This is a genomic window from Nonomuraea sp. NPDC004580, assembly GCF_040609855.1.
Classification (GTDB): Bacteria; Actinomycetota; Actinomycetes; order Streptosporangiales; family Streptosporangiaceae; genus Nonomuraea; species Nonomuraea salmonea.
In genome coordinates this window covers 77,599-90,650 of sequence record NZ_JBEXLH010000003.1, presented here as the reverse complement: position 1 = coordinate 90,650, position 13,052 = coordinate 77,599, and the positions used below count along the sequence as shown (strand labels likewise).

Below are 13,052 nucleotides of genomic sequence, written 5' to 3'. Positions count from 1 at the left end.
CGGCGCGCGTGCGCCTGCTGCAGACGACCGCCGTACGGCCGCCTGTAGACCACCCGAACAGTGGGCAAGTTTCCCATACCTGCCCGGACTTCGCGGGAAGGTCGGCAAGGCCGCTTGCACGAGATCACCGAATGTTGTTCTACTTGGGCGGGATCCCTACCGAGGAGAGGCCGATGCCCGAGACTAGCCGAGGTCCGCTGTCCGGCGTGCGCGTGCTGGAGCTCGCCGGGCTCGCACCCGGGCCGTTCGCCGGGATGATGCTCGCCGACCATGGCGCTGACGTGCTGCGCGTCGCCCGGGTCGGCGCCGTGCGCGACGCTCCCCGCCGGGACGTCATGGACCGCGGCAAGCACACGATCGGGCTCGACCTCAAGTCGCCCGAGGGTGTGGCCGCGTTCAAGGAACTGGTCGCGAACGCCGACGTGGTGATCGAGGTGTTCCGGCCCGGAGTGGCGGAACGGCTCGGCATCGGGCCCGACGACCTGCACGCCGTCAACGAGCGACTCGTCTACGGCCGGATGACCGGCTGGGGACAGGACGGGCCGCTCGCCCCGACCGCCGGGCACGACATCGACTACATCGCGATCTCCGGCGTGCTGTCGATGCTCGGCCGCGCGGGCGACAAGCCGACCCCGCCGATGAACATCCTCGGCGACTTCGCCGGCGGCGGGCTCATGCTGGCCTACGGCGTGCTGCTGGCCCTGTACGAGCGCGAGCGCACCGGCAGGGGCCGGGTGATCGACGCGGCCATGGTGGACGGCTCCGCCGCCCTGTTCGCGATGTTCTACCAGGCCGTCCAGAGCGGCGGCTGGGGACCGCGCGGCACCAACCTGCTCGACACCGGGGCGCCGCAGTACGACACGTACGAGACCGCCGACGGCCGATACGTCGCCGTGGGAGCCTTGGAGCCGAAGTTCTGGGCCGAGCTGCTGCGCCTCATGGGCCTCGACGGCGACCCCGATCTCCCCGACAGGAACGACCCCGCCCAGTGGCCCGCGCTCCGGGCCCGGCTGGCCGGGGTGTTCCGCACGCGGACGCGCGCCGAGTGGGAGGAGATCTTCGACGGGTCCGACGCCTGCGTCTCGCCTGTGCTGTCCATGTCCGAGGCCGCCACGCATCCGCACAACGTGGCGCGCGGCTCGTTCGTCGAGGTCGGTGGCGTCACCCAGCCCGCGCCCGCCCCGCGCCTGCTGGGCACCCCCGCGCCCGACCTCTCCCCCGCCACCCGGCTGGAGGACCTGTCGGAGTGGGGCCTGTCAGCCGAACAGGCGGCCAAGCTGCGCGATCAAGGGGTGCTCGCCTGACCTTCGGCGGGCGCATACTCCTTGAGCGCGACCGACTCGTGCAGCCGCGCGCCCTTGCCGCCCAGCTTGGCCGCGGCCCTGGTGACGGCTCTGGTGACGGCCCTGGGCAGCAGGTTGATGAGGTTCGCGGCGCGGGCGAGCGTCCACAGGTCGAAGCGGCCGGCCGGGACCAGCCGCTTGGCCGCGCCGACCGCGAACGTGCGGCTCTGGAGCACATAAGGGGCGATCTCGGCCTCGTACGCGGGGTAGGCCCGCGTGTGGTCGCCCCCGTACGCGGCCAGCTCCCCCGCCAGCACGTACGCCCCCACGACGGCCAGGCTGGTGCTGCCCCCGACGGCCGGCCCCGGGCAGTAGCCGGCGTCGCCCACGAGCGTCACCCGCCCGCGTGACCAGGTGCCGAGGCGCAGCTGGGTGATCGAGTCGAAGTAGAAGGCGGGCGCGCGCTCCGCCTCGTCCAGCAGCCGCGGCACCTCCCATCCCGCGCCGGCGAAGCGGGCCCGCAGCAGCTCCTTCTGCCGGGCGACGTCCCGGTGGTGGTAGTCGAGCGGCTCCGGCGTCCTGAACAGGAACACCGCCCGCGCGTCCGGCAGGCGCGCGGCGCCGTACACGGCGGCCATCCTGCCCACCCCCGCGAGGCCCTCCATGCGCCCGTCGAGCCCCAGGTAGTTGGGGATCGAGGCGACGGCCAGGTAGGCGCCGATCCAGCTCGTGCAGCGCTCCTCGGGGCCGAAGACGAGGCGGCGCACGTTGGAGTGCAGGCCGTCGGCGCCGATCACCAGGTCGTACCTGGCCGGCCTGCCGCGCTCGAACGTCACCTCTCCGCTGTCGGAGATCGCGGTGATGGAGTCGCCGAAGACGTACTCGGCGTCGTGGCGGGTGGCGTCGTAGAAGATCTCGCTCAGGTCGTCGCGCATGATCTCGACGTGCCGGTCGGAGAAGGCGCCCATGACACGGCCGACCTCCACGTCGACCGGGCGCCCACCGCCCTCGACGTGCATGGTGAGCCGTTCCGTGCCGGTCTTGGCCGCGACCACCCGCTCCAGCACGCCCATCCGTTCCACGATCTCCATGGCGGGCCTGAACAGGTCGACCGCGTGACCGCCCGCCTTGCGCAGCGCGGGCGCGCGCTCGACGACCGTCACCTCGAAACCATGACGGACCAGCCAGTACGCAAGGACGGGCCCCGCGACGCCGGCCCCCGAGATGAGAACCCTCATGACGCCTCCTTACCTATCGTTAAGTAAGCAGACTAGCATCTGACTTAACGGTTGGTAAGGGTAATCTTGGTTCATGCCCAGTGACACCAAGGCGCGCATCCAGGCGGTGGCCCGCGAACTGTTCGTCGAGCAGGGCGTCCAGAACACCAGCCTGCGCCAGATCTCCGAACGCCTGGGCATCACCAAGCCCGCGCTCTACTACCACTTCTCCTCACGCGACGACCTGGTCCGCAGCATCGTGGCGCCGATGATCGAGGACATGGAGCGGTTCGTCCGCGACCGGGCGCCTGGGCTCGCGCCGCGCGAGCTGCTCGACGCCTACTTCGCGATGGTCTGGCGGCACCGCGACGTGATCGTGATGATGGTCCGCGAGCTGGCCACGCTCGGCCAGCTCGACCTGGGCACGCGCATGTTCGAATGGCGGCGCGAGCTGATCGTCATGCTGATGGGGGCGGACCTCACGCAGGCCCAGCACATCAGGGCGACGGTGGCGCTGGGCGGGCTGTCGGACTGCGCGGTCGAATACGCGCACCTGCCGCTGGAGGAGGTCAAGCCGGCGGCCGTCGAAGCGGCGGCCGCCGTGCTCGGTCTCTGATCGGACGGTCTCTGATCAGACGGCGAGGTACAGGTCCACGCCGTCGGGGTGATGCACCTCCAGATCCGTGGTGAAGGCGCGTGCCGGGGCGCCGCCCGACTCGGTGTGCTTCCACACCTGCTGCCAGGTGTCGATCAGCGCCTGCGGCATCGGGCCGCGTACTTCGAGCTTCATCGCCGGCCCGGCCGGCACGCGCACCGCCACCATGCCCTCCGGCACGCGCGGCACCGTGCGCACGCCCGTGCCGACGATCTGCGTGAAGGCTCCGTGGTGGTCGCTCTCGTAGTCGGTGAGCACCGCGTACAGGTTCTCATCGACGCGGCCGGGCACGTGGGCGAAAGCGCCCGGCGCGCCCGCCCGCTGCCACAGCCCCGGTAGTTTCGCGCGAGCCGGATCCATTTCGTCGGCATTGGTCGTGCGGACGACGAAGCCGACGACGATCAGCTCGGCTCTTTCCGTGACGTTCACAGACCCTCCCTCCCCCAAAAGTGTCCGCGCCGATCATAAGGCCCCTGGAAAGGGGGAAATCCCTAGTTGACCTGTCAGCACATAAGATGGATGAACGTGAGATTTCTCAACGACCTCGAGCCCCGTTACGACCTGACCTATAGCGACGTGTTCATGGTGCCGTCGCGTTCCGCGGTCGGTTCGCGGCTCGCAGTCGACCTCTCGACGAACGACGGCACGGGCACCACCATTCCTGTCGTCGTGGCGAACATGACCGCGGTCGCCGGCCGGCGTATGGCCGAGACCGTGGCACGGCGGGGCGGCATCGTCGTCATCCCGCAGGACATTCCGCTCGACGTCGTCGCCAACGTCGTCGACTGGGTCAAGAAACGCGACCTCGTCCACGACACCCCGCTCACCCTGACCCCGCACGAGACCGTCGGCGAGGCCCTGCAACTGCTGCCCAAGCGCGCCCACAACGCGGTCATCGTGGTCGACTGGGAGAACCGTCCCGTCGGCGTCGTGACCGAGGCCGACTGCCAGGGCGTCGACATGTTCACCCAGCTGTCCCAGGTCATGTCGAGTGAGCTGCTCACGCTGCCCGCCGGGCTCGACCCGCGCACCGCCTTCGAGCGGCTGCACGAGGGCCGTCACCGCCTCGCGCCCATCGTGGACGAGGACGGGCGCCTGGTCGGCATACTCACCCGTACGGGCGCCCTGCGCGCCACCCTCTACCAGCCGGCCGTCGACGCCCAGAACCGGCTGCGCATCGCCGCCGCCGTCGGCGTCAACGGCGACGTGGCCGCCAGGGCCGAAGAGCTCCTCGAAGCGGGCATCGACTGCCTGGTCGTCGACACCGCGCACGGCCACCAGGACAAGATGATCGCCGCCCTGCGCGCCGTCAAAGCGCTCGACCCCGGCGTGCCGGTCGCGGCCGGCAACGTGGTCACCGCCGGCGGCGTGCGCGACCTGGTCGAGGCCGGGGCCGACATCCTCAAGGTCGGCGTCGGGCCCGGCGCCATGTGCACCACCCGGATGATGACCGGCGTCGGACGTCCCCAGTTCTCCGCCGTGCTCGAATGCTCCGCCGAGGCGCGCAGGCTCGGGCGGCACGTCTGGGCCGACGGCGGTGTGCGGCACCCCCGTGACGTGGCACTGGCCCTGGCCGCCGGAGCCTCGAACGTGATGATCGGGTCCTGGTTCGCGGGCACCTACGAGTCGCCCGGCGACACCCATACCGACGCGAACGGGCGCAAGTACAAGGAGAACTTCGGCATGGCCTCCGCGCGTGCCGTCCGGCTGCGGACCGCGGACGACTCGGCGTTCGAGCGGGCCAGGAAGGCGCTGTTCGAGGAGGGGATCTCGACGTCGCGCATGTACCTCGACCCCAAGCGGCCGAGCGTCGAGGACCAGATCGACGCCATCGTGGCCGGGCTGCGGTCGGCCTGCACCTATGCGGGGGCGTCGAACCTGGAGGAGTTCCACGAGCAGGCCGTCGTGGGGATCCAGAGCACGTCGGGCTACGCGGAAGGCATGCCCCTGCACCAAAGCTGGTGACCCTTCGGGGCCGCTGGGCCGCCTGGGCCCGAGCGAGCGCCCTGGCCCAGCCGACCACCGTGCCCAGCCGACCACCTTGACCTGCGCGATCGCCCGTTCTTTCGGGATTTGGGCGATCGCCTGTACTCCCTGTGGGGGCGGCCACCAGCGGTGCCGTCAGGTCGTACGACGCCAGCCGCCGGCGGCGGTGATGCCTCCGTCCACGTGCACCGTCGTCCCCGTCACGAATCTCGCCAGGTCACCGGCCAGGAACACGGCCGCCCCCGCGGCGTCACCCGGCTCGCCCAGGTGGCCGAGCGGCGGGATGCGGGCGGGGTCGTACGGGAGGGGCCGGGCGAGCATGCGGTCGCGCACGCCCGACTCCCCCTCGGTACGCAGCGCGTCGGGGGCGATGGCGTTCACCCTGACGCCCTTGGGGGCGAGTTCGAGCGCCAGCGACTTCGTCAGGCTCTCCAGGGCGGCCTTCATCGCCGCGTACACCGCGAACCCCGGCGCCGCCTGATGCGCCTCGCTGGAGGTCACGTTGATGATCGAGGCGCCCTCCGGCATCAGTGGGAGCATGTGCCTGATGACGCTGGTGACCTGGGTGAAGTTCTCGGCGATGAGGGCCTGCTCGCCCCGGGGAGAGGTGTCGGCGAAGGCGGCGTGGAAGGTGCCGCCGGCGTTGTTGACCAGGATGTCGACGCGGCCCCAGCGTTCGCGTACGGCCTGGGTGAAGACCGCTACGGCGGGCTGGTCGCGTACGTCGAGGGTCATCGACGGCGACCAGCCGTCACAGGCGGGCGGCTTGTCCCGATCGCAGACCGCCACATGAGCCCCGAAAGCCGCTAATGCCTCCGCGATCGCCCGTCCGATCCCCCGCGCCGCCCCCGTGACGACGGCCACGCGGCCGGTGAGCAAGAACGCGTCGGGTGAAAGGGCGGCCATGAACGACGACGATATCCCGACGGCATAGAGTCGTCGGGTCCGTTAACAACCAAACAGGAGCTCATTCGTGGCACTCGAGAAGCCCGAGATCGACTTCCCGGGGGGCAACCCGCCCGCCGACCTCGAGATCGAGGACATCACCGTCGGCGACGGCCCGGAGGCCAAGTCCGGCCAGCAGGTACAGGTCCACTACGTGGGCGTGTCGTTCTCGTCCGGGGAGGAGTTCGACGCGTCGTGGAACCGCGGCCAGCCGTTCGAGTTCCCGCTGGGCGCCGGTCGCGTCATCGGCGGCTGGGACAAGGGCGTCGTGGGCATGAAGGTGGGCGGCCGGCGCAAGCTCGTCATCCCGCCGCACCTCGGCTACGGCACCCGCGGCGCCCCGCCCCGCATCAAGCCGAACGAAACGCTCATCTTCGTCGTCGACCTGCTGGCCGTGAACTAACGGCGGTTTGAGCCGGGGCGCCGACAAAAGGACGCCCCGGCCCCTCCCCGCCCCGGAGGTGGGACGGGGAATCGCCCATCCCGCGCCGTTCGCCCGCTTTACCGACACACTCTGCAGATATGCCGATATCAGGTGGGGAAATGTCGTTCCCGTGAGGCACCATAGGCGTGTGCTTCTGATCGACGTGGTCCGGGTTTCCGAGGCGGTGACGCGCACGTCCGCCCGGCTGGGCAAGATCGGCCATCTGGCGGAGCTGCTGGGCCGGGTGGGCCCGGACGAGGCGGAGATCGCCATCTCCTACCTGTCGGGCGAGCTGCCCCAGCGCCAGGTGGGGGTGGGCTGGCGCACGCTGGAGGACGTCCCGCAGCCCAAGCTGGCCGCCACGGCCACGCTGGCCTCGGTCGACGAGCTGCTGAGCCGCATCAAGGCCGTCTCGGGCCAGGGCTCGCAGGCGGCACGCAAGGCGCTGGTGGCCGAGCTGTTCGCGGGCCTGACGAGCCAGGAGCAGCAGTTCATGCGCCGGCTGCTGTTCGGCGAGCTGCGCCAGGGGGCACTCGACGGCGTCATGATCGAGGCGGTCGCCAAGGCGTCGGGAGCGCCGCCGGCCGACGTACGCCGGGCGCTGACCCTGCGCGGCTCACTGCCGGCCGTAGGGGCGGCGGCGCTGACCGGCGGGGTGGAGGCGCTGCGCGCGTTCCGGCTGGAGGTGGGGCGGGCGGTCGCGCCGATGCTGGCGGGCAGCGCCCAGAACGTCGCCGCCGCGCTCGACAAGGCGGGCGCCCCGGCCGCGCTGGAGTGGAAGCTCGACGGCATACGCGTCCAGGCCCACCGTTCCGGCGAGGAGGTGCGGGTCTTCACCCGTACGCTCGACGACATCACACCCCAGGTGCCCGAGCTGGTCGAGGCGGTGCTGGAGATGCCGTCCGGCGACCTCGTCCTCGACGGCGAGGTCATCGCCCTGCGGCCCGACGGCCGCCCGCACCCGTTCCAGGTGACCGCCGCCCGCGTCTCCACCAAGACGAACGTCGAGCGGCTGCGCGAGCAGACGCCGCTGAGCGCGTTCTTCTTCGACGCCCTGCGCGTCGACGGCGCCGATCTGCTCGACCTGCCCTATTCGCAACGCCAGGAGGCCCTGGCCCGTACGGTCCCGCCCGCCCTGCTCACCCCGCGCCTGGTGACGGGTGACGTGGCGGAGGCGGAGAAGTTCTTCACGGACGTGGTGAAGGCGGGCCACGAGGGCCTGGTGGTCAAGTCACTCACCTCGCCCTATGCGGCCGGCCGGCGCGGGGCGGGCTGGATCAAGGTCAAGCCCCGCCACACGCTCGACCTGGTGGTCCTGGCCGCCGAATGGGGCCACGGCCGCCGCGAGGGCAAGCTCTCCAACCTTCACCTGGGAGCCCGTGACCCGGAGGGCGGGTTCGTGATGCTCGGCAAGACGTTCAAGGGCCTCACGGACGAACTGCTGGCCTGGCAGACCCAACGCTTTCTGGAGCTCGCCGACGGCCCCACCGACACGTGGACCGTCCGCCTGCGCCCTGAGCTGGTCGTGGAGATCGCCTTCGACGGCGTCCAGCGCTCACCCCGCTATCCGGGCGGCATGGCCCTCCGCTTCGCCCGCGTCCTCCGTTACCGCCCGGACAAACGAGTCGAGGACGCCGACACCGTCGACACCGTACGCTCCCTGATGCTCTGACCCACCCACCCACCCTCGCCCGCCGCGAGGACCACGCGTTCACCCGAGGCCACCTCCGCGCGAACCGCTGAGAAGCCACCGGCATCCGCCACCCGGCCGATGCCCGCCACCTCGGCCGGCAGCACCCCCACCCACCGGAACTCCCCGGATCACCCGGGGACGGCAACCTCCGCAAAGCCAACGACCACCCCACGAGCCCAGGCGGAGGGACCATCCTCCACGGACCGGCCCTCCCCTGCCGGCCAGGACAGCTCCACCGGCGACCGATCCTCTTCCGCCGAGCAGCAGTCCAAGAGCCGCCCGGCGAAGTCGAAGCCCACCAAGCCGAAGCTCCGCGTCCTCTCCTCCGGCACCTGCGGCGCCTCCTACTACGGCGAATCCCAGATGACGGCCGGCGGCGAACGCTTCGGCCCCAACGCGCTGACGGCCGCCCACAAGACCCTCCCCCTGGGCAGCCGGGTCCGCGTCACCAACCCGAGGACCGGCGAATCGGTGACGGTCCGCATCAACGACCGCGGCCCGTACATCGGAGGCCGCTGCCTGGACCTGTCCACAGCCGCCTTCGCCGCCATCGGCAACACCGGCGCCGGCGTCATGCGCGTCAGGTACGAGGTCCTCGCCCGCTGACCCGCGCCGCGCCGCGCCGCCACCCGAGCCCACGCACCCCCACCGCTCCTGGAAAGCGCTCGGCACAACCCACCCCAGGGCCATCGACGTCACCACAGGCGCCTGAGCAGCGCATCCAACTGAATGCACCCCCGCCCTCAAAAGGGGGACGCAGGCCCCGCCGCCTCTCAAACCGCGCGAAAATCTCACGCCCCGCCGAGGCGCATGAACCTCGGCGGGTGTAACAATTCGAAAACGACGAGTACGGCCAGTACGGCCCGATCACTTCACCAGACGAAGCGTCAGCGGATAACGGAAATCTCCCTCCGTCAGCGCCGAGATGCCACCGACCACGGAAAGCACGACTGCCGCGACCCAGATGAACGGTACGAGCACGATCCCGACCAAGGTAAGCGGCAGCAATACGGTGGCCCCGACCACGGTGATCTGGAAATTGAGCGCTTCGAGGGCGTGTTTGCGCATGTAGGGCGACGTTTTCGCGCCGGTGAGCAGCAGGAGCAGCGGACCGACGATCGGGAACCCGATGAGCGGCACCAGATGGGCGATCGCGCCGCCGAGGCGTTCGTTGCTCTCGGCCGGCGCCTCCTGGCGCACCGGAGCCGACGGCACGGAAGCGAGCCGAGGCACCGCGTTCGCACCGTAGAGCTCGTTCATGATGGGCACGAGGTCGCCGTGCGTACGCGCGGTCATCGCACGTTCCAAACGGTCGTCGAACTCGAGCTTGTCGAATCGCCCCTCCGCGTAAGCGGCTTTGACGTGCTCGACGACGTGTTCGCGGTCCTGGTTGGTGACGCGCAGATGAGCTGGCGGCACCTGTCCCGGCCCGGGGGTTTTCGGTACCCCAGCCATAATCGCCATACCTCTCCCTCAGAGAATCGAGCTGACACCTCACATACTGCGTCGCCCCGAACCGATCGTGCCATCGGGAGAATCCCGGATACGTCCCCGAGATCTTCCCCGACGCGCGCGGGCTCGAGACGGTATAAAAAGGATCCATGAGATGGCGAGACCGCTACGGCATTCGTCGACTGCGCGGCCGCAAGATCGCGAAGTTCGACCGAGAGGCGACAGACGCCGACATCGAGGCGCTCATCGCCTTTGCCCGTTCGCGGCGAGGCGTCGAGTTCTACGTCGAACCCGAGACTTTCGCCACCGACACGACCGCCGTGGCGGTGGCCGACGACGGCGAGTGGACTCGGCGCAGGGTCGGCTCCCCCGCCGTGATCCACAAGGTCGCCCGCGATCTCGCCTTGCCGGTGTACGACGTGCAGCTGACCGGCTACCCACCGCGCATGCGTGCCTACAACGAACGCCGCAAGCGAGAAGAAGGCTCCCTCTAACCTCCTCTCGTTCGCACGCCGCCCCTGCCACGCGGGCAGCGGCGCAAGGCACGCCATCGCTCCGGAATCGCGTTGCCCACCCGCAACCCCCTATGCGGCAGCGCGAACGCCGGTTGCCGGCCTGAGAATCGCGTTGGCGGCGCGGTAGGCAGGTTGGTGGCATGGGCTCCGGTTGCGTGGTGAAGGGTGGGCCGGCGTTGAGGGTTCTCGCTGTGTCACGCGCACGCAGCCAGGCCGAAGAGGGTGCGGGGCGGCCGGTGGTGGACCTATTCCAGGGTGGGGTGGAGGTCTTCTTCGTCGAGGAGGTTGATCAGGGGGAGGAGCCAGGCGGGGCTGGCGGGGCCCATGGTGGCGTCCAGCTCGTCGGGGGTGGGGAGGCGGCCTCGGAGGATGGACGGGGAGAGCAGGTTCTGGAGGGCGTGCATGAGGAGGTTGGCCATCGAGTAGCCGGGGTCGGTCGTCAGGGCGCGTTCGAGGGCGACCGTGGCCAGGACGCTGTCGCCCGAGCGCCAGGCGGCCATGGCCAGCAGGGACGCGACCGGGGGCACGAAGCGCGGCTCCAGTCGGCGGGTCAGGTCCTTCCAGAGCGCCGCGTGGGATGCGTGCATGAGGGTCCACGCCTCGTCACGGACTCTCATGACCGTCAGTGCCATGCCCAGTTTCGCCGCCTCCGCGTCGTCGAGGCGGCCGCCTTCGATGTGGGTCTCCAGCGCCGAGCGGACTCTGGCCAGGCCGTCGGCGACGAAGTGCCGGGCGAAGGTGTCGAGGTCGGGGGCGGCCATGAGGTCCGCTCTGAAGGCGGCGATCGCCTCGGACGTGGCCCGCCGCATCGCCATTCGTACAGGACCCGTCACGGGGGCGACGGTGCGTTCGAGGGCTTCGCGGTTGGGGAGGGCCACCAGTCCGTGTACGGTCGCCTCGGCCGCTATCGGGCTCGTGGAGAGGTCGTAGGGAGTGCCTTCGGCGGGGCAGCAGGTGGCCACGTTGCAGATGTAGGACCAGTAGCGGCCCTCATGGGCGCGCAGCGCCTCCCCTACCTGGATGCCGGTCGTCAGGGCGAGCGTCCTCGCCTCATCGACCGCCGGGGTGACCAGGTCGCCGGGGCCATAGCCGACGATCACGACATCCGTGATGCCCTCACGGTCGATGAGTGGGGTCATGGCGTCGAGAGTGCCGGGCGGGAAGGGCAGGCCCCACCTGGCCACCATCTTGGCTCGCCCCTCGGCCAGGCCCACGACGACGAGACTGGCGGTGGGGTGAAAGCCGACCAGGTAGGGAACGGCGGCCAGGACGTCGGTGGGGCTGGTGAGGGTCAGGCAGGGCTCGGACGAGAACTCGAAGGGGTCCGATACACCGGACTCCGGCCTGTCGGCGTCCGATGCACTCCACGCAGCAACGTCCGGGACATCGGTACTCCGGGCGCCGTCATGTGAGCCGTCGGCATGGGGGGCGTCGCCCCCCGAGGCGTCGGTACGCGCGGCCGTGGCCTCCGCAGCGCCGGTACGCACCGCAGAGGTCCCCGAGGCGTCGGTACGGACGGTGGAGGCGCCCGAGGCATCGGCCCTCAGGGTGAAGGTTGCTTCGGAGTCGGCCCTGAGCGTGTTGGCGCCTGAGGGAACGGCGTCCACGGTGCCGGAAGCTGACGCGACATGGGGATCTGGGCTCTCCGGGCTTGAGGTCTTGGGGGTTGATGTGCCGGGGACTGAGGCGCGGGGATTTGGCTCGGCGCATTGTGACGTGTCGGTGGTGGGAGCGTCGCTGATGGCGCTTGCGCCGAACGGCGCCTGAGGTGCGATGAGCAAGCGCGCGGAGTCGGGGACGACGGGCTGGCGAGGTGCGGGGACGAACGGTGGGCCGGGGGTGAAGGGAGAACGGGAGGCGGGGCGGGGCGAGCGGTTGATCGTCATGGGTCCATAGGGTGGCGGGCGCGGAGGGCCCCCGGGCGGCCGAACGCGGTTCTGTGGATGACGGGCTCAACGCGGGACTGGCTGTGGACAACCCGCGGGGTAAGGCTCTCAGTTGCGTCAGCGCAGCTCAGGACGAGCAGCAGCCTGGGCGACACCGCTGCTTGATCAAGGGGCGCCGCGTGGCAAGGGCCACGACGCGGGCAGGGCCGCTAGATGGGTCAGGGGGCGGGGCTGGGTGGGTTCGGGGTGGGGGTGGGCGGGGTGGGGGCCAGGCGGGTGCGTACGAGCAGGGCGGCGCCCGCCACCGCCGCCGGCATCGCGATGACCGCCACGAACGGCACCAGGAACAGCAGGAAGACCACCACCCCGAACCCCAGCGCACTGGCCTTGTTGGCCCGAAGCAGCGCGAAGCGGTCCTTACGCGCCATCCCGCGACGTTCCATGGCCAGGGTGGTGAGCTCGACGGTCAGGAAGAAGCCGGAGACGAGCGCCCCCACGACGGGCACCACCGTCTGGCCGACCACCGGCACGAACCCCAGGAAGAACAGCGGGACCGTGAAGAGCAGCACGTAGAAGAGGGTCACCAGGCTGTCGCGGATGGAGCGGGGCAGCGTACGCCACCACGGCTGGTCGTCGTCCGTCTCCAGCGGGTCCACCTCGCCCGACAGCCGCTCGTAGAACGGGTCCCCGATGGCCAGCGTCAGCGCCGTGAACGTGATCACCGCCACCGCCAGCCCTCCGAGGACCAGCGCGACGGCCACCACCGTACGGAACGCCTCGCGCCAGCTCCACGTGTCGGCGAAGGGGGTGAGGAACGCGGCCAGGTCGGAGGCGTTCGTCCCCAGGAAGATCAGGGCGACCACGTAGACCGCGAACGCGATCAGCGCGGGGATGAGCCCGAACAGCCACCACCGGCCGTTCCTGGCGACCCATCCGAGTCCTTGGAAGAAGAAGCCCACCCCGCCGGTGAAGTCACGCAGTGCTCGCATGCCCGGC

13 protein-coding genes are annotated in these 13,052 nt (G+C 70.6%); 7 read left to right on the top strand and 6 right to left on the bottom strand.

Translation table 11 applies throughout. The features are described from left to right. The first annotated feature begins 173 nt into the window (after nucleotides 1-173). Complete coding sequence (locus tag ABZW11_RS05700) at nucleotides 174-1,304, top strand: CaiB/BaiF CoA-transferase family protein (protein WP_355413014.1); 1,131 nt, start codon at nucleotides 174-176, stop codon at nucleotides 1,302-1,304. Here ABZW11_RS05700 and ABZW11_RS05695 read toward each other — a convergent pair. Continuing rightward, complete coding sequence (locus ABZW11_RS05695) at nucleotides 1,286-2,521, bottom strand: FAD-dependent monooxygenase (protein ID WP_355413012.1); 1,236 nt, start codon at nucleotides 2,519-2,521, stop codon at nucleotides 1,286-1,288. The two genes, ABZW11_RS05700 and ABZW11_RS05695, sit on opposite strands and share 19 nt — an antisense overlap. A 73-nt stretch (nucleotides 2,522-2,594) precedes the next feature. On the opposite strand from ABZW11_RS05695, the gene ABZW11_RS05690 reads away from it, so the two are divergent. Beyond that, nucleotides 2,595-3,116, top strand: coding sequence for a helix-turn-helix domain-containing protein (locus ABZW11_RS05690; RefSeq protein ID WP_355413010.1), 522 nt, complete (start codon nucleotides 2,595-2,597; stop codon nucleotides 3,114-3,116). 15 nt (nucleotides 3,117-3,131) lie between these two features. On the opposite strand, the gene ABZW11_RS05685 is transcribed toward ABZW11_RS05690, so the two are convergent. Next, nucleotides 3,132-3,584 (bottom strand): effector binding domain-containing protein, encoded by a 453-nt coding sequence (locus ABZW11_RS05685; RefSeq protein WP_355413008.1) that lies wholly within the window; start codon nucleotides 3,582-3,584, stop codon nucleotides 3,132-3,134. Between the two features lie 96 nt (nucleotides 3,585-3,680). On the opposite strand from ABZW11_RS05685, the gene ABZW11_RS05680 reads away from it, so the two are divergent. Next, a complete protein-coding gene (locus ABZW11_RS05680) occupies nucleotides 3,681-5,120 on the top strand; it encodes a GuaB1 family IMP dehydrogenase-related protein (RefSeq protein ID WP_355413006.1) in 1,440 nt (479 codons plus the stop codon). A gap of 156 nt (nucleotides 5,121-5,276) precedes the next feature. Here ABZW11_RS05680 and ABZW11_RS05675 read toward each other — a convergent pair whose 3' ends face one another. Further along, nucleotides 5,277-6,047: an SDR family oxidoreductase gene (locus tag ABZW11_RS05675; protein WP_355413004.1), complete on the bottom strand. Its 771-nt coding sequence runs from the start codon at nucleotides 6,045-6,047 to the stop codon at nucleotides 5,277-5,279. Between the two features lie 67 nt (nucleotides 6,048-6,114). On the opposite strand from ABZW11_RS05675, the gene ABZW11_RS05670 reads away from it, so the two are divergent. The 3 genes from ABZW11_RS05670 to ABZW11_RS05660 all read left to right on the top strand — a co-directional run bounded on the left by ABZW11_RS05670 (nucleotide 6,115) and on the right by ABZW11_RS05660 (nucleotide 8,809). Beyond that, on the top strand, nucleotides 6,115-6,489 hold the full coding sequence (locus tag ABZW11_RS05670; RefSeq protein WP_345387806.1) for an FKBP-type peptidyl-prolyl cis-trans isomerase: 375 nt from the start codon (nucleotides 6,115-6,117) through the stop codon (nucleotides 6,487-6,489). A 169-nt stretch (nucleotides 6,490-6,658) separates the two neighbouring features. Continuing rightward, nucleotides 6,659-8,182, top strand: a complete 1,524-nt coding sequence (locus ABZW11_RS05665) for an ATP-dependent DNA ligase (protein WP_355413002.1) — start codon at nucleotides 6,659-6,661, stop codon at nucleotides 8,180-8,182. A gap of 99 nt (nucleotides 8,183-8,281) precedes the next feature. After that, nucleotides 8,282-8,809 carry a septal ring lytic transglycosylase RlpA family protein gene (locus ABZW11_RS05660; protein WP_355413000.1) on the top strand — a complete coding sequence of 176 codons (528 nt, stop codon included), beginning with the start codon at nucleotides 8,282-8,284 and terminating at the stop codon, nucleotides 8,807-8,809. Nucleotides 8,810-9,070: 261 nt separating this feature from the next. On the opposite strand, the gene ABZW11_RS05655 is transcribed toward ABZW11_RS05660, so the two are convergent. Next, entirely contained in the window at nucleotides 9,071-9,667 is a 597-nt protein-coding gene (locus tag ABZW11_RS05655; protein ID WP_355412998.1) for a DUF1707 and DUF4870 domain-containing protein, read from the bottom strand. Nucleotides 9,668-9,804: 137 nt separating this feature from the next. On the opposite strand from ABZW11_RS05655, the gene ABZW11_RS05650 reads away from it, so the two are divergent. Then, complete coding sequence (locus ABZW11_RS05650; RefSeq protein WP_345387812.1) at nucleotides 9,805-10,149, top strand: hypothetical protein; 345 nt, start codon at nucleotides 9,805-9,807, stop codon at nucleotides 10,147-10,149. A gap of 266 nt (nucleotides 10,150-10,415) precedes the next feature. Here the strand turns inward: ABZW11_RS05650 and ABZW11_RS05645 are convergent, their stop codons facing one another. Together ABZW11_RS05645 and ABZW11_RS05640 are read right to left on the bottom strand one after the other, a co-directional pair. Further along, nucleotides 10,416-11,777: a DUF4192 domain-containing protein gene (locus ABZW11_RS05645; RefSeq protein WP_355412996.1), complete on the bottom strand. Its 1,362-nt coding sequence runs from the start codon at nucleotides 11,775-11,777 to the stop codon at nucleotides 10,416-10,418. Nucleotides 11,778-12,274: 497 nt separating this feature from the next. Further along, nucleotides 12,275-13,045 carry an EI24 domain-containing protein gene (locus ABZW11_RS05640; RefSeq protein ID WP_355412994.1) on the bottom strand — a complete coding sequence of 257 codons (771 nt, stop codon included), beginning with the start codon at nucleotides 13,043-13,045 and terminating at the stop codon, nucleotides 12,275-12,277. Between the last annotated feature and the right edge of the window lie 7 nt (nucleotides 13,046-13,052).